The sequence below is a fragment of the Breznakia sp. PF5-3 genome (assembly GCF_029504745.1).
Taxonomy (GTDB): domain Bacteria; phylum Bacillota_I; class Bacilli_A; order Erysipelotrichales; family Erysipelotrichaceae; genus Breznakia.
In genome coordinates, this window is the sequence record NZ_JAQFIQ010000030.1 from 1 (window position 1) to 18,207 (window position 18,207).

The window sequence follows — 18,207 nt, forward strand, 5'->3', positions numbered from 1 at the left end:
ACTTCGTCTGCTATCCCTCGCCCTTGGCGCTTCTGAGTAAGAAATAAACTTTGCTCCTCCATAAAGTTCGTCTCCTATTCTGCCTTTAAAATCTACGATTTCAGTATAGCAAAAAAAGCTGCCCTTGTGTAAAAACTGTGACATTTGGTCGGTGAAACGGTATTTTTGGTAGTATATTTTAAAAAAACTACCACTTTTTTTATAAAATTGGTAGTTTTGATATCTATCTCTTTATTAATTGCATAATATCCTCAGTAGACATTTGAGCTAAACTTCCTTTACTATCTTCAACAAAAATATCTGCCAATTCTTTTTTCCGTTGTTGAAGAGTTAAAATATTTTCTTCAATTGAATTTTTCATAACCAAGTTGAACACTTGAACATTTTTCGTTTGCCCTATACGATGTGCACGATCTGTAGCTTGATTTTGTGCTGAAAGATTCCACCATGGATCATAATGAATAACTGCTTCTGCTTTAGTCAAATTCAATCCTACACCACCTGCTTTTAAAGATATCAGAAAAATATCAATATCACCATTTTGAAATTTTGATACTAAATCTTTACGTTTATCCTTAGAGACTTCTCCTGTAAGCACAAGGAATGATATATTACGTTTATTTAATTCCTGAGAAATTAAATCCAAAATTCGAGTAAAGGAAGAGAATAACAATATTTTCTTTCCACTTTCTTTTAATGATTCAACAATTTCCATACATCCATTCATTTTTGATGACACAATATCAATATTTTCATAAAGAACTCTTGGCTCACAACAAATCTGACGCAATTCGATAAGCATCTTTAAAATTAAAATCTTATTGTTTTCTTTCTTTCCAACAAGTTCTTGTAATTCATCATGAACTTCTGCTAGCTTTGAAACATATAATTTTTCTTCTTCCTTATTAAAATGAAAACTTAATGTTTTTTCTACCTTTTCTGGTAACTCTTTTAATACTTCATCCTTACGCCTACGTAATAAAAAAGGTTCTATCAGTTGCTTTAATTGCAATTGCTTTTCTTCATCTTGATTTTTCACAATTGGTGTTTCATAATTTATTTTGAAATGATGATAATTCGATAAATATCCAGGCATCAAAAAATCAAAAATTGACCACAACTCTGCCAGCGTATTTTCAATAGGTGTTCCTGTTAATGCAAATCGTACTTTCCCATGCAATTTTTTTACGGATTTTGCTACTTTTGTAGAATGATTTTTAATATATTGAGCCTCATCCAAAAAGATATGTTGAAAAGTAATTGCATCATATTTTTCATAATCCCTACGAATATAGTCATATGTAGTAATGATTACATCATATTCATTTGCGCTTCTAATTCTTGCTATACGTTCTTCAATCCCCCCATAAATACAACAGCTTTTCAACTCAGACGAAAATTTCGCCAATTCATCTTGCCAGTTCAACATCAATGAAGCTGGACAAATAACAATGTTTGTTTCTCCTTTACGATATGTACTCTCCATTAATGCAATTGCTTGAAGTGTTTTTCCTAATCCCATATCATCAGCCAGGATACCACCAAATCCATATTCACTTAACAGCATTAACCATTTGACTCCATACTTTTGATAGCTTTTTAAAATTTGATCATATTTTTCTTTAATTACTAGATTATCAATATGAAGCTCTTCAAAGGTATTCAAAAAATTTGTGAAACTTTGTGTAGATGAACTGTTTATGTTTGCTAACTTATGCACTTTCGTATCTAATTTAAAGGCATTATATAATGGCATTTCAACACTACCATTAACATCTTTTACGTCAATCTCTAAGTCATTTAAAAATTGATCTAGTTCAATAATTTCTTGTGTTTCTAATGAAATCATATCACCATTTTTAAGCCGATGATATTGCTTCTTTCGCCGATAAGAGCCAAGAACTTCCCTCACTTCATCTGCAGTACATTCTAAGCTGCTAATATCAATTGCTAGTAAATCATTACTTACACGAACACCAACACTTAACGATAATGAATGGCTCGGGTTAAAACGTTTTAATGTATCACTGATAAATATTTCAGCATATTCTTTTAACGCTGGTAAAATTTCTTCATAAAATATATTTGTTTGTTTATCAGCCAACGGCATTACTACGTGAATAACTGGAGTTTCCATAATCGTCCCATATGCTTCTAAAGTATTAATTATACGTTGTGCCTCTAACGATAAAACTCTTTGTGGATGTGATTCCAACGCATTTTCCTTTTGACCATCTTCCCAAAGTGTATACATATGTATTGTTAGATATTCTTCTTCAATATCCCCATACAGCTGTACCTTAACCTCATTTTCTTTCATTTCTGGCTGAATTCCAATAATTTTGAGATTATCACTAAATGCATTTAATGTATACTTCGAAAACTCATCGAAATCCTCTTTTTTCACAAACAAATGACTTTTTGTCAAAGCTTCATAGAATCTAAACAATTGTCTTTGATTTGAACTTATATACCGAATAAGTACTCTTTTATCCATTTTATAAAAATACTTATTTCCTTTTATTAATGATTCACTATCTTCTGATAACGAAAGAAAATACCCTTCATGCTCTTCATTTATATGGATAGGTAATTTAAAATATTGCTCATCAAACTCAATATTAATACATCTTTTCGGAGCATCTTTAAACAAATCAAAAAAATCATCTATATGCTCTGTCCTAATATGTAAATATCGGAAATTGGTATAATATGCTTTATGCATATCGTTCATTACACGCTTTAAAAATGGCAATACCTGCTGTGTAAAATCATCAAAATTATTGTATGTATGTACAAAACTCAACTTTGCTCCATATTTATGATACTCCTCATGGTCAATCAAATTAAATAGTGTACGAAAATCTTTAACCACATACATACGGTCATTACCAATTTTTGCATCTAAATAAAAACTATCCATTTCATTATAATATCCAATCTGCTTTTCAAAATAAAAATGTAATTTATATTTTTCATTTGAAGTCAGAGAATGAATAATCGCGCCATTTTCCTCTTTCAAAATTTCTAGGAGTTCTTTACTCGCTCTTTGCTGACTCTCCAACAAAAGTCTTTGTTGCCGTTGTTCAAATGCTAGTTGTTCTTGTTTTCTTTTTTCAATCCATTGATTACTCCCAAAAAACATTTGCGATGGATTCACGAACATATTATCATTGTGTAAATCATATGGATATTTTGTTATTGTTAACTCCTGAAACAATAACAAAACAGCTGCAACATGACCGCAAGCTGAATCAAACTCATGAAAACGACAATTACAAAAATGTTCAATTACTTCGAACCTTGCATTCAAAGTAATAACAATTTCATTTTCATAACCAAAATTTATCACATTTGCAATAATTTCATATTGCATCCCATATTTTGTTACTGTAAATGATTCAAACATTTCATATTCATCGTAGTATCGCATACCCCAATTATAATTTTTTTGATTGGGGACAACACGGAGAATTTCTTCATCTCTTATATTCATTTTACTCTCCTTACTCTTTGCTATACTATTATTTTAAAATGTGATTTTTTATAATGCAACATTCTTTTCCAAATAGTAGCAAAAATTTTTTCATATATCAAAAAAATTATTTACTAAAAAGAAGATTTCAATTTAATGCAATCTTCTTTTCTGTTAGTCTATAATATACTTTCATTACATTGATTTTTTCAATCACATTTCTATAACTGAAAATTCATGTGTTGTAGAAAGGACGTTTCTTCTTTTTTCTGGAAGCTTTTTAAGATCTTCTTGATTTTCTTTCTTCACTATAATTGGTGACTTCTCACTAATACGAAGATATTCTTTAATAATATTGTTACGTTTTTCTACATCTGTTATCGTATGATAATCTCGTTCATGAATTTCTTTTGTAAATAACATTATTTCGTTTTCCAATTCCTTAAATTCATTTGCGCAACCCTTTAGTGTTTCACAAAATATTTCTTTTTCTTTCTTAGGCAACAAATATAATGTTACCATACCAAGTATAAATCCTAAAACCATGCATATTCGAATCATTAAATTATCATTAAAGTAAATAACTGGAAGGCTACTTAACGTTATGATCATGATAAGGATTCTTATATTTGTCCGCTTTCTCGCTTCTGAGTGGGCTTTTTGATATACGTCTATATGCCTTTTTCGACTCCACTTTGCACGAATCAAGTATATTTCCATTTGCTCAATCATTACTTTCTTGCTATTTTCCATTTTAATACCTCATCACATTTTCCATCCCTATTAAATCGTTTGTTATTGAATCGTTTTGTATATTCTAAGTATAAAACATATATTTTATCCAACTCAAGTGTAACGATCACCTCCATATTTATCTTTCTAACCTAGTTCCCATAAAAAAGACAAGACGACAAATCACTTACATGATTAGTCAGTCTTGCCAAATTTCTTTGTTACAATCTAACTTTACCTATTCATACTATAATACTTCTTTATAATTATATGTTAGCATAGGAATTTTTTAAATGCAAAATTTATATGCTTTTTTTATTTTTTCTTCGCATTTTTTCAAGTAACATAAATGCTGATCCAGTTAACAAGAATAGTAGTAACATTTTGTTGGTAGCATCATTAGTTGAAGGACTTCCCTTCAACTGCAATGCTGCCTCTGCTTTTTCAAAAGCAAGTTTAGCATCTACAAATGCTGCTTCACTTGTTTGTAATGGATCTAATCCCATTAAGAAATCATACGCTTTCTTGTATTCCTCATAAGACTCTTTTGTGTAACCTGTGGCTGGCTTTAAGATGATATTATCACGATAATCTTCCATTCCACTTGCTCGTTTTTCTAAAGCAAGCAATGCTGCTTGGATGCGATTCACCATAGCAGAAATTTCCTTTTCACTTCCAGATATAAAGAGTTCTTTACTATCGTTAAGTAAATTTTCTAATTGCTTATATGAAGATACTGTATAGTTATCTTTATCTACAGTGTTTGCTAGTGCTACTTTATCTTTTAAAGCGACAATATTTACAAGTTTGGACTTTGCATCTAATATTGCATTTGCTAGAGCTTCTTCTTCATCTTGGTTATGAGTCTTTTTAGCATCCGCAATTGCTGTAGCAAGTGCCTTATAAGAATTTTCTGTATAATCTGCAGCCTGTAATGCTTCCGCTTCTTTGATAATCGCTTCTAAATCAACCGTTGCTTTCACTTGAAGATTGCTTTTGGCACTTTGGATATCTTGTATTGCAGTTGCAATTTCTTCTTTACTTCCTGCTTCTAATAATGCTTTTCCTTTATCTATTTCTTGTTTATACGTACCATAACTAGCTTCTGTATAGTTATCTGCATTGATGGTATCAAACTCTGCTATCACTGTCTTTAATGCACTAATATCTACCAAGTTATCAAGCGCATCATCAAATGCTTTCTGTGCTTCTTTCATATCCTTTGGATGTACTCGTTCAACGCCTGTTTTATCTTTTGCTATCAATGCTTCTAAATCACTTTTTGCATTTGTTAATGCTTCATAACTTGCTTTTGTATACTTATTTGCTTCCACAAATCCAAATTTATCCAACCCAAGTTCCGCTAATTCTCGATTTCGAATTGAGTATTCTAAAGCATCTTTAGCCGTATTGATTGCTGTAAGCAATTTATCTGCTTGTACTTGTGATAGGTTATCAACATCTTGAAGTGCTGTTTCTAACTTCGTAATTGCTTCTTCATAATTTGCATATGTTGCTATCGAATATATGGAATCTGCATTACTCAATTTATGATCCACAATTGCTTGTAATTCACTAATGTTTACTGCTTTATCTTTGGCATTCAAACGAGCAGCTTTTAAAGCTCCTAACGCTGCATCTGCAACTTCTTGTGAAACAGAATTTTTATTCGCAATGATATTCTCTGCTACTGCTTTTGCTTCTTCATAAATTGTTTTACTATCTTTTGTCCATGTAGCTTCTGCACCTTTTGCAACCTCTGCTTCTAACTGTGATGTATCAGCTGCAGTTATCGATTTTGTTGACATCATAATCTCTGCTATTTCAGGAACTTTATCATCCCAACTTACCGTTATTGCTACAACTGATTTAGAACTATCAAAAATGAATTCATTGATTGCTTGATTTAAATTTCCTAGCGTTACATTTGCTCGTGTACCATCCAAATATGTAACTGCTACAGATGCATTTGAAATCTCTCCTGTTTGAACAATTCGCATTGAACTTAACCCTTCGGGTTGTGAGATTCGATAAGTAAATGAAGTGTTTTTTGCAGATGATTTATATGTGGTAGCAAAATCTCTATCAAACATGTTTGAAGGAATCTTATCACGTTCTTCTACTGCATCTGCAATTACATCTTTATTTGATTCTGTTGTAATGTATGCACCATCATTAATTTGAATTTCATTAAATGCTAACCAACGATGAGAATATGTTTTTAAAGGACGAATACGTAAGTATCTTCCTTTGGCATTTAATTTTGTTGCCTCTGCATACATATATCCAGGATTTTTTGAATCATGGGTTAACCAAGCAGCATCTTTTGCTACTGAACCATCCCATACATTTTCAAATACACCTGCTTCATTAATTTTCATAAGTGGTGTCCAATTTGTACTATTTGGATCATTTGATACTTCAAAAATACCACTACGCATATAATTCAGTTGTGTTTCATTTACATAATAACGAAGCGATGTAAAATCAATTTCTTGACCTAAATCAAAAACTATTTTTTTACTTGCATCTTGAGGTCCTGTAATTATTCCCATAGTACTCAAGTTTCCATCAAATACATTATTAACATTATTAACATTGTTAGCATTTCGCATATCTGAAGAGCTTTCTTGTAATGCAAAATCACTCGTTACAGATTTTTCTGCAATATACATATAAGTAACTTTAAAGTTTTCAATATTCCATACTTTATTGGTATCCGATGTATTGATAACACGAATATAACACGCATCAATATCATCGTTTGCTGTATACTCTTTCCAAGTTAATGCATTCATTGATGTTTGCAATTTAAAGCCTTCTGGCAAAGTATTTGTCTGAATGTTTTCTATCTGCTTAATGTTATCTAATTTAATACCTATATATTGATTTTGAGCAAGCAATACATTACCACTCGTTAAAAAGGCTTCTCCTTTTGTGTTTGTATTGACTAAGATACTACTATTTGTATTTGTATATAAATGTTTTGTATCTCCATCCGATGGTACTTCTTTTACTGTGAATTCAGAAATTTTTGCCCAAGATGCTCTTTTCGCAAGATTACGAATACGAATATACCGCGCTTTTGTAGCATTCAGCTCAATATCTAATATATCTTTTCCAGATGCTGCTCCAGTGTAACTTTCATATCCATTTACAGCTGTCCATGTTATTCCATCAAGAGATGTTTCAACTGTATAATTCATCAACTTATCACTACCGTCAGCACCAACTACAATATGCGTACTTTGTAAATTTGCAATCTTTCCTAAATCATAACCCAAGAAATCATCAACCAAGAAACAATCATTTGTCGTATTTCCCCCTCCATCTGGGTCATACCATACATAAGAATTATCATCACCATCATATAAGTTAGTTTCTGGTCCTCGATACATGTACCAGCGATCCGTTTTTATAACATTATATTCAATTGGCGAACTATCAATAGCACTTGTTTCTACTTTAAATTCTCCAACTCGCCACCAGATATTAACATGGGTAACATTACGAATACGAATTGATTTTGTTGTAATGTTTTGTGCTTCTAAATCAAAATTCTGTACTTTACTATTATTCACATTAGCGATTGTTTGCCATTCTTCAGCGCTATCTAAATATTCTAAAACACCATCTTTGATTACATCATTTGCATTACTTCCACCTTGCGCAAAAGACACCTTTTTTAATAGTTGTGGCTCACTAAATGTATACGCTAAATAACTATCTGCAGGTAGTTGATCTTTGCTAGGAGCACTCGCTTTTGAAATCCATACTTCTCCAGCACTATCACTTCCTGCATTTCCATCATTTAACACTGACCAATCACTACCATTCATACGATCGCGATTTGATGAATATGTTCCACTTACCTCTGGTTCAGGTTCTATCGTTTTATTAATTGTTATTTCATGAACATTCAAATATGCATCTTTTACATTATCCTTCGTTGCAATTAAGCGAATCCCCATTGCTTTAAAGTTTGCTGGAAGATCTGTTTCATCAAGAATTATTTCTTGATAATTTCCTTGCACTGCTGTATATTCTGTACTATCAATATCTTTCCATTCTTTTCCATCTTCTGTATATTGAAGTTTTGCATATTCCATATGGTTTTTTCCATTCCCTAATAAGAAACGAAGATAAGAAATATCAATTTTCTTTCCTAATATCACACCAACATAATCACCTTCATAAATCCACACTGGATTACGATAGCTTACCATTGTTGAATCATCACCATCAAATACATTTGCTGTACTGCCTGTTGGATTATCACTTCGATTTGTAATAAATGTTTTACTAACAATATCAGGATCCATAATACTTTCTGCTTTTGTAGCTAAATAGGAATCTAACGTATTAATAAAAGGAACAATATGCTGTACCCCTACTTCTGCTTTTTCATTATGATCTACATACCAAAATTCATGTGTTTTTGATTTATCAAATGCCATTTTACCCATCGTTTGATAATTAAAAAGCCCTGTAGAATCGTTATTTATAACTGCTTTTATACCATTTAAATAGGCGATTGTAGCATCTGTTGTATCAGACCAACATGCTAACCAATAAATCATTTGGTCTCTTAAATACGTATCTCCAGCATAATTGTTAAACGTTTCACTTGCTTCTTTTAAAAGTTCAAACTCTTCAATCATTTGATCTACATCTTCAATGGTTAATGTATCAGCATTTAACTTATTTTTAAACGCTGTTAACTTAGGTGCTAACTCAACTGACTCTTGAAGCACTGTAACACGACTATCCATATTTTGATTAATCATATGTTTTGATATTTCTCTAAGTGCTTTTGAACCTGAAGTTTCAAGTGCACTATTATGATCCACGTATTTAAAGGATGCATTCCAAGCTTGATCTGCTTCTTCATTGCTGCCCCAAATATTCCATGCATAACATGCATTTCCAAAAATAGCCACCTTACTCGGTTCTGATTGTTGCATTGGATTTAAAACAATACCTTGAATATTACTAGGATCTACATTTGGGTGTAAAAATGTTGAATAACCACCCATAATCAAATGCTTTTTAGAATTATCTGTACAAGGCCAGTTAATCCAAAGGTATGGTCCGCGACCTACATTATTTGTAAAAGTTTGTGTAAAGTTTGAAGAAACTTCTCCCCAAACACGACCACCTGTCATAACAATTTGTACATTTTCAGGGAATCGTTGATAATAAGATTCCCCACTATACATATATTCTTGTGTACAAAATGGCAATGTTATTTTTAAATCTGGATATTCCTTTTGCTTTTCTCTTAACCAATCACTCATATCTTCTAATGTTCGAATATAATTATCCCCACCAACATTTCCAGCATCATCAGCTAGAATTGATATTTGACGAACACCAGCATCAATAACTTGATCAAATTTTGCTTGCATGGTTGCTAAATCCGCTTGATAATTTTCTTCTGAATTATAACGAATCGCATTATACATATATGGATGAAGTGCATACACAAAGCGACACTTCGATTTATTTCCTGCTTCAGCCAAAGGTTTAATCTTTGTTTCAATCTCTTCTTCTGTATACAATTCTTTCCATTTTGAATTATGCTTTGGATCATCTTTTGGAGCATAGAAATAAGAATTTAATTTATAATTCCCGCCCCATTCCATTAGTGCTATTCGATCTTCTGTAGACCAAGGATTACCATAGTATCCCTCAATAAATCCACGACTTTCTACATCCGCATAATCCTCAACAACAAAGTTTTGAATCGTATAACTATCTAGTTGTTTAATCACATGATAAAAAGTTGTTAATCCATAGTAACAAGCATCTGTATCTTTCCCCAAAACAGTGATTACATTATCTTGTACAGAAAGCAAGTAACTATCCGTTTTATCAAACAAACCAGCTGTTTTTATCGAACTGTTCTTTTCAGCATATGTATCTACATACCCTTTTGAACCCTGAATACCGACCAAGATATTTGTTTTTCCTTTTTCAACTTTATCTACCTGTGCAATTTGTAACCCTTTTGAAGAAGCTATATTCGTAAATAATTGTTTTGTATATTCATCAATTCCTTCTTCATAAATTACATTCACTTCATTTTGAATAATAAAATCTCCACCTAAATATTCTATTGATTGTGGATTAGGATACAATTCATATTCTATTGTTTCTGCCGATATTTTCATTTCATTATTTTGGTAGAATGATTGAAATATACCAGCAATTAAACTAAATATAATTAATAATTTAAAATACTTATAACCTTTTTTCATTTTATATTCTCCTTTTTCTTTTTTCTTCTTCACTGCTGTTTGATAATACTTCTACTATCACCTCCATGGTTCAATTTCTATAAAAAAAGACAAGCCCGACAAATCACCTTTGTGATTAGTCAGTCTTGCCAAATTTCTTTGTTACAATCTAACCTTATTTATTATTTTATACCTTGTCCTTTGCAATAGATTTCCACCACATAGCAAAGCTTACCTCTTTATACTTACTTTCATCATCATTACTAGCAACACAATAATCAAATATTGAAATAATAGACCCATAAAAACTACTTACAATCAGTTGATCAGGAATGTCAATAAAATAACCTTTTTTAATAAGTTCCTCAAATACTTTTTTAATAAAAACAAAAGTTGCAGCTGGTTGCTGTTCTCTTAGATATCTCAAATCTGGTAACGTGCTATACATATTAAAGAAAATGAACGCCTCTTTATTTTCCAAAAACCAATTTAAACATGCATACCAAACTTTCTTGACACTATCTTTATTCAATGACGAGTCAGCAATACCATCAGAAATCGTTTTTCTAAAAGAATCAATTTTCCATAAATATAGAAAAACAATTAATTCATCCTTTGTTTTAAAATAATAAAACAATGTTCCATTTGACACATTTGCTGCATTCGCAATCTTTGCCGTTGTTGTACTTTGTAAGCCATCTTTCGCAAACAATGATAATGCTGTAGTTAAAATTTTTTCACGATTTTCCATAATATCCTCCAAATTATCAATTACGTAACATCAATTACCATATTAACATAGTGGAGCTAAAACCTTTATAGAGTGTGTACTCTATAAGCATATATTAGCATATCGATATTTTAAATGCAATCTTTAATTGATGTTTTATTTTTATAAATATAAAGCGTTAATAATAAAGAAAAAGAGTCTATTGACTCTTTCAAATATTATAAATATATAATGTTATTTACACTTAGCCCCTGCGTCTTCCATTTCTTTAACGAAATCATCAAACTTCATGTTTTTAAGTTCTTCTGTATCACTACCTGTCATATTGAATTCACGTGGCAATTCATCTAACTTTTGAATATCCATTGTTACTTCAATCTTCATTACGTTACCATCAATAGAAGATGAAATTTTAATTCCATCGTATTGTGAAAGATTTTCATTCATTTCATCTTCGTATGCTTTTAAATCTTCATCACTCATTTCTTTATAAAGATCATTTTCATTTTCTGCTTTGAAAGTTAGTTTTCCTACTTTTCCATCATCCTCTTTAATTTCAATTTCCATTTCCATTCCTGCAACATCTTCACCTACTGTACATACTTTTGTACCTGAAGAACTGCCTCCCCCTGAACATCCTGCTACTAATAATAATGTAGCAAATAAACTAGCTAATAATTTTTTCATATTCCTGTTTCTCTCCTTTTACTTATCTATCTTCTTTTATACCATAAATATGGTTTTTTTTAAAGGTTTATTACGTCTTTTTCGCGATTTTGATAAACTTTTGACTGTTTTTTATTAGAAATGAAAAAGAATCCATTATAGATTCTTTTTCTTCTATATTCTATTTATTATTTACGAATATATTTCTTTCTTCTATATGTTCCATACATTGCAAGTCCTGCTAATGCCATCAAACTCACCAAAGTGTTTACATCTGTTGTATCTCCTGATGCTACTCCTTTCGCTGATGTTGCTGCTTTGCTTGGACTACTTACTTTCTTTAATCCATTCATTGCTTTTTGTAATTTCAATTCTGCTGCTTTTACTTCTTCTTGGGTTACTTCTTCATTATTCAAGACTGCTTGTGCTTCTTTGATTGCTGCATTTAATGTATTCACACTACCTGCTGTGTAACCTTTTACTTCTAAGTTGTTTGCTTTTGTAACCATCTTAGATAACGCACTTGTATCTGCTTTCAATCTTGCTTTTAACTTCTCTTTTGTTAGTGCTTTTGTTGCTGCATCAATCTCGGCTTGTGTCTTACCATTCGCTAATACTTTCTTTGCACTTTCTAATGCTGCTGGTAATCCTTTGATTGATGATGCTACATACTTCGTTTTGTTTTCTAAGATCTTTTCAACCGCTGCTATTTCTCTTTCTAACGCTTCCGTATTGATCTTTCTTTCCAATCCATTGATTGCATCAAACAAGTCTTTGTATGCTTTTGCTACTTCTGTTTCTGTTGCATCATCATTCGCTACTACCGTTTTCGCTGCTGCCAATGCTGTTTCTAGTTTCGCCCAGCTTTCTGCACTGTAGTCTGCTTCTGCATACTTCTCAGCAATGATGATAAGTGATGTCAATTCACTCTTATCAACAATATCCCACAATTGACTCATTGCATCTGCAATCTTGTCTGTTGCTGCGATAATCGCTGCTTTGTCTTTGCTGTTTGCTTCTACTAATGCTTTTCCTTCGGCTACTGCTGTTTCTAATTCTTTTACTTTTCCTGGACGATAGCTACTTGTATCTCCATCTAAGATATCTTGTGCTATTTCCACATGTATCTCAAGTGTATCTAGTAAAGAATTCGTTTCTGCTTTATTCGCTTCTAATACTTTCTTTGCCTCAAATAGATCTTCTATTGCTTTGCTTACTTCACTTGATGAAAGGTCTTCTCTACCTTTTGCTAGTAATGTTTCACTTTCTTCAATAAGTGCTTTCATATCTGCAAAGTCTGCTTCTGTGAAATCATCTTCCATTGTTTTACAAGTATCTATTAATGTTTCTAATGCATCTACTGCTTCTTTTGATGCACGTGGTTCTAGATTCTTAATTGCTTCATCCAATGCTTTAACTGCTTCTTTTACTTCTGATGCAGAAGCATCTACATCTAAATTCACAGCTGTTTCATAAGCATCCTTAAATGCATCCCATGAAGATGATGTCATTGTATCTTCTTTATCATCATCGATGATTGCTTCTGCTTCAGCAATCTTTTCATCAAGTTCGCTACGATCAACATTTAATTCTACAACAATCGTAAATGTTTTACCTGCTGCTCCACTTGTGTTAATAGAGAATGTTTCATCTCCATTTTGTGTTACTTTATCACTTTTTGAAACCAATGACTTATAACCATCTGTAAGTTCTAATTTCAATGATATTGCATTTTGTTTTGGATTACTGATAGAAATCGTCATAACACCATCTACTGTTTCTGTATAGATACATGCTGGTGCACTTACTTTAAATCCATTTACTTCAATATTATCTGCAAATGTATTTAATGCAAATACATTACCTTCACTAATTGCATGTGCATTTTCGTTATTGATAATTTCAAGATCATTATCCTTTGCATATGCTGCTAGTGAAGCTTCACTAGCATCTGGGAATAATACATATTCATATTTTCCATCTACTGATGTTGAACCATGGTTAATTCCTAAACTAAAGAAATCCATAGTATATGTTTTATCATTTACAAAATAATTATTAATATCTGAATATTTACCAGTTCTTTCTTCTACCAATGCTTTTACATCTTGTGCAGTTGGGAAGTAATATCCAATTTGTGTATTTGTTGATGCTTCATCATAGTGTACATAAGATCCTTCACCTAAGTTTAATGTTTCTTTTGCATTGGTCCATTTTGTTCCATTTACCGAAATCTTAGAGTCATCACTTATTACTCTATTTTCAATTGTTGTTTCAATGGTATCCGTTGTTGTTCCATCAATATCACTACCAACTGCAACAATCTTATCACCTAAGAAGAACCATGATTTTTTCGCTTTTAAATTCATGTTTGTAACATGACCTTTATTTAAGAACATTGCACCTGTACCATTGATTCCATCACTAACACCACCAACCAATGATTGTGCTGATTTTTCACTTTGGTCAGAACCGTTGTTTCGACTTCTTGTATCCGTTGTCGTTCCTGCTAAGCGTAAAGAATCAATTGCTGTCCAATATCCTTCTCCATATTGCTTGAAATCATTTGTATATAAATACAATGCTCCATCTGCTGTATGCCATCCTCTAGGATTTTCTGTATTTCCATATTCATAGTTATTAATTCTTGATGAATACATAGAAAGTCCAACTGCATATGTATCTTTAGATTGCGTTATTCTATCCATAGATCCATACACTTTCATTCCTGTATATCGTTTTGCCTCTATATTATTATCATTTAATAATGCTTTTGCATTTAATAAAGATTCAATATCTCTAGCATTTGCAAAGAAATCATATTCCTCTGCACTACCTTGCAACCAATATTTAATTGCTTCATCGATTTGGGAACTATACTTTTCAGGTGCAAATTGTGAAATCAACATTAAATTAGAAATGGTTTCTGACCCTGATGCTAATTCAGTTGTAAATGGATTTGTTCCTGGTGCTCTAGAAATACTTCTTCCATTTACCATTGCCATCATTCTTCCTCTTTCCATAAGTGGAATATATCCTTCTACAGCTGTGTTGTATACATTTTCAATCCTTGCATCTTTAATTTCCCAATCTGTTCCTGCTGTTATTGATTGAATCTTACCAATCCCCTTCATCAGCTCATTTCCATAACTACCTGTATAAGCATGTGCTGTATGTTGGATTACTGATCCATCTGCGTACAAACCATCCCCTTTAGTAACTAATTTCATTACATCTGGAACTTTTGTAAGTACTAAATTCATTCTACTATCGTTTCTGGCTACAATTGCACTTCCCAATACAGCCAATCCGATATCAGTACGATTTGCACCAGAAGCTGTATAACTTGGCCATTGTATTGCTGGATCTTTCGCATATCCTTCTACACTCTTCACGGCTGCTTCTATATCCGTGTACTCAGAATAGTCTTTTAAGATAATCAACGTATCAACAAGTTGATGTGTACATCCAATCTGCCAATCCCACCAGTTTCCTGTATAATATACACCGTTATATTTTCTATTTACAACCATGAAATCAAGAGCTGAAAGAATATCATTGTACAACGCTTTATTTTGATATAATGCACTTCCTTTGGTTCCAAAAGCTAAAGTAAGCTTTTTAATTTTTGTAAATTGAGTTGTATAGTCAGCTGCCACTGTACTATCACTCATATCCCACAACGTTGTACGATCACTTTCCTTATGCATGCTATCCCATAGTTCTTGAGCTTCATCAGAAACATTCTTAATGTAGGCTGCTACATCTGGATCATTTAAATCCAATGTATCATCTCCAACAACTCGGCGTAACCAACGATCTTGCATCGTATCATAATCTGGGTTGTAAGTTGGTTGTTCAACATTAACATCTAATGTTGCTTTTATTTCTGGATTTTCTTTACTAGCTACTGTAATTACAGCTTTACCTAAACCAACACATTCTACCAATCCATCTTTATTTACTACTGCAACATTTTCATCATCACTTGAATAAGTTACTTCAAGATCAGCATCAATTGCTTTTGAAGGATATACACTATACTCAACAAAGCGTTTATCTCTTGGTGTAAGATTTAGTTCTTCTTCATCAAAAACTAACTTGCTCACCTTAACAGGTCCATCAACTATTTCAACCTCAAAGGTAGCAAAAACATTATCATCAACTGCTGATTTTACTGTAATTGTTGCCGTTCCAGCACCAACTCCTGTTATTGTTCCATCTGTATCAACCTTTGCTACTAACTCATTATCCGATACATAAGTCACTGCTTTATGTTGCGCAAGAGTTGGAGTAATTTCAGGTTTTAAAGCAATTTCATCGCCTATTGAAATAACATCCGATGTTGATGGTAATGTAATTTCTTCAATCAAAAACTCTTTATATACTTCCATTTCATAAAAACTAGTACTATATAATTGTTTATTTGAATGCAGCCATCTTTCAAGTTGTTGATATTTTACATATCTTGCTTTTGTCATTGTGAAAGACGCTTGAACTACTCCATCAACACCATGTTCACCGTTCATTTCTTCATATACTTTTGTCCAATCACTTCCATTTTCAGAAACTAGAATTTGATACTTTGGAGCTGCCGATTCAAAATGAATTAAAACTTCACTAATATCTTTTACTTCACCTAAGTCAACCGTTAACCATGCTTCATCAATTTTATTTCCTGACCATCTTGTAGACATACTTCCATCTACAACGTTTTCACCAACAAACTGTGGATATTTCCACGTACCATCAGTATTTTTATCACCCTCAACACCTGAATAAGTGACAGCTTTTTTATATGCTAAATTAAATGTTTCTAAATCATTATAAGCTTTTATCAAAGCTTCTGTTGCTGTATTAACTTGTTCTTGTGTAGTAAGTGTATTTACACCTGTTTTAGCATCTTCTAAAGCTTTTTCAAATGCTTTTGTACTTGTTTCAGTAAATGCTTTTGTATCTACTGCTTCATATTCATTAATCATTGCCTTTAACCATTGATATGACACAGCATCTTCATCTAAGAACTCTACTTCCGCCCAGAATAAGTTATGATCAGATAATGTTGTTTTCACATTTTGAACATTATTGATCTTTAAATTTCTACTCACTAAAATATTATCAATACAATTATGCTTCATTGTATTATCAACACCATTATAAGTTTCATGCCAAATTCCATCATATCCATTTGCCATATCCATATCTTCTAAGAAGGTATAAAACTCACTATAGTATTGATCCGCATTAAAATCTCCTACGGCAATCTTATATTCAATAGGATCTGCTGCCAGAGCTGCTTTCAATTGAGCAAATTGTTTTTCTCTTATTTTTGGTGTTTCCCAACTTAAATGCAAGTTATAAAAAGCAATCTTTTTTCCATTTTTCGTTATAACTGAGCGTTGAAAAACACGAGCTTCATCTGCCCCCGTTGTATCTACATATGTTGTTGATGTATCATCAAGAGCATAACGTGATGCACTTCCAATTCCATATTGTCCACCACTAAAATCAATCGCTTTAGAAAAATAACTTGCCGTATAATTATTGGAAGCAAATTTTTCTAACATATCATAATTATTTCTACCTGTATTTACATCAACTTCTTGTAAACCTACAATTTCAAGATTATAAAGATCACTAAGATTACGTTGTGCATCAACATCAGGTTTTTTTCCTGCTGCAATATTGAATGTTCCAACCCGTAGTGTATCATCTTTAATTGCCATATCATCATGTTCATATACTTCTAATTCATAGATACTACTACCATAGTAACTTCCATTCGTAGCATGTAACCATTGTTTATGTTGCACATATTTCACATATCGTGCACTCTTTCCTTGTGCAGAAAAAGTCTTAGAAACCGTATTTCCACGACTTCCATCGCTGATGTTAGCAATCGAAGTATAGGTCTTTCCATCTTTGGAGATCATTATTTCATATGCTGTTGTTTCCGCATGAAAATCTACTACAATATCTCCGATGCTATATTCTTTTCCAAGGTCAACTTCTAACCATTGTTCATATGCTTCTGGTCCTGCTTTAATATTTTCAGCAGACCATCTTTTATTAACATCCTGTGTAATTCCATCAACTGCCATTTCTCCAACAAATTTTGGATAAGTCCATGTGCCATCTCCTTTTTTTCCACCTTCAACACCAGAGTATGTCACCGTTTTATGCAATGCTAAATTATCTGTTTCAGCAGAAATAACAGCTGAAAATGAAGTTTGAAACATACTGATTAGCACAGCTAATCCTAAACTAAGCTTTAATATTTTCTTTATCATATTTCCCCCTTGTTTTATTAATCATTCTTCAATACATATGCAAACATAAAAACCAAACCAATAAAACCTCCTCTC

6 protein-coding genes are annotated in these 18,207 nt (G+C 32.1%); all 6 read right to left on the minus strand.

Features of this window, described 5'->3' with window-relative positions; translation table 11 throughout:
* Nucleotides 1–223 precede the first annotated feature (223 nt).
* Complete coding sequence (locus tag M2475_RS07940) at nucleotides 224–3,496, minus strand: DEAD/DEAH box helicase (protein WP_277490683.1); 3,273 nt, start codon at nucleotides 3,494–3,496, stop codon at nucleotides 224–226.
* Between the two features lie 192 nt (nucleotides 3,497–3,688).
* Nucleotides 3,689–4,228 (minus strand): hypothetical protein, encoded by a 540-nt coding sequence (locus M2475_RS07945; protein ID WP_277490684.1) that lies wholly within the window; start codon nucleotides 4,226–4,228, stop codon nucleotides 3,689–3,691.
* 281 nt (nucleotides 4,229–4,509) lie between these two features.
* Nucleotides 4,510–10,467 carry a beta-N-acetylglucosaminidase domain-containing protein gene (locus M2475_RS07950; RefSeq protein WP_277490685.1) on the minus strand — a complete coding sequence of 1,986 codons (5,958 nt, stop codon included), beginning with the start codon at nucleotides 10,465–10,467 and terminating at the stop codon, nucleotides 4,510–4,512.
* A gap of 166 nt (nucleotides 10,468–10,633) precedes the next feature.
* Nucleotides 10,634–11,197, minus strand: a complete 564-nt coding sequence (locus tag M2475_RS07955; RefSeq protein WP_277490686.1) for a TetR/AcrR family transcriptional regulator — start codon at nucleotides 11,195–11,197, stop codon at nucleotides 10,634–10,636.
* A gap of 213 nt (nucleotides 11,198–11,410) precedes the next feature.
* Nucleotides 11,411–11,863: a hypothetical protein gene (locus M2475_RS07960; protein WP_277490687.1), complete on the minus strand. Its 453-nt coding sequence runs from the start codon at nucleotides 11,861–11,863 to the stop codon at nucleotides 11,411–11,413.
* A 167-nt stretch (nucleotides 11,864–12,030) separates the two neighbouring features.
* Nucleotides 12,031–18,132 (minus strand): polysaccharide lyase family 8 super-sandwich domain-containing protein, encoded by a 6,102-nt coding sequence (locus M2475_RS07965; RefSeq protein WP_277490688.1) that lies wholly within the window; start codon nucleotides 18,130–18,132, stop codon nucleotides 12,031–12,033.
* Nucleotides 18,133–18,207 lie beyond the last annotated feature (75 nt).

Excerpts from the sequence above, each read along its gene's own strand:
- M2475_RS07945 (WP_277490684.1), bottom strand. The coding sequence starts at position 4,228 with ATGGAAAATAGCAAGAAAGTAATGATTGAGCAAATGGAAATATACTTG.
- M2475_RS07950 (WP_277490685.1), bottom strand. The coding sequence starts at position 10,467 with ATGAAAAAAGGTTATAAGTATTTTAAATTATTAATTATATTTAGTTTA.
- M2475_RS07955 (WP_277490686.1), bottom strand. The coding sequence starts at position 11,197 with ATGGAAAATCGTGAAAAAATTTTAACTACAGCATTATCATTGTTTGCG.
- M2475_RS07965 (WP_277490688.1), bottom strand. The coding sequence starts at position 18,132 with ATGATAAAGAAAATATTAAAGCTTAGTTTAGGATTAGCTGTGCTAATC.
- M2475_RS07940 (WP_277490683.1), bottom strand. The coding sequence starts at position 3,496 with ATGAATATAAGAGATGAAGAAATTCTCCGTGTTGTCCCCAATCAAAAA.
- M2475_RS07960 (WP_277490687.1), bottom strand. The coding sequence starts at position 11,863 with ATGAAAAAATTATTAGCTAGTTTATTTGCTACATTATTATTAGTAGCA.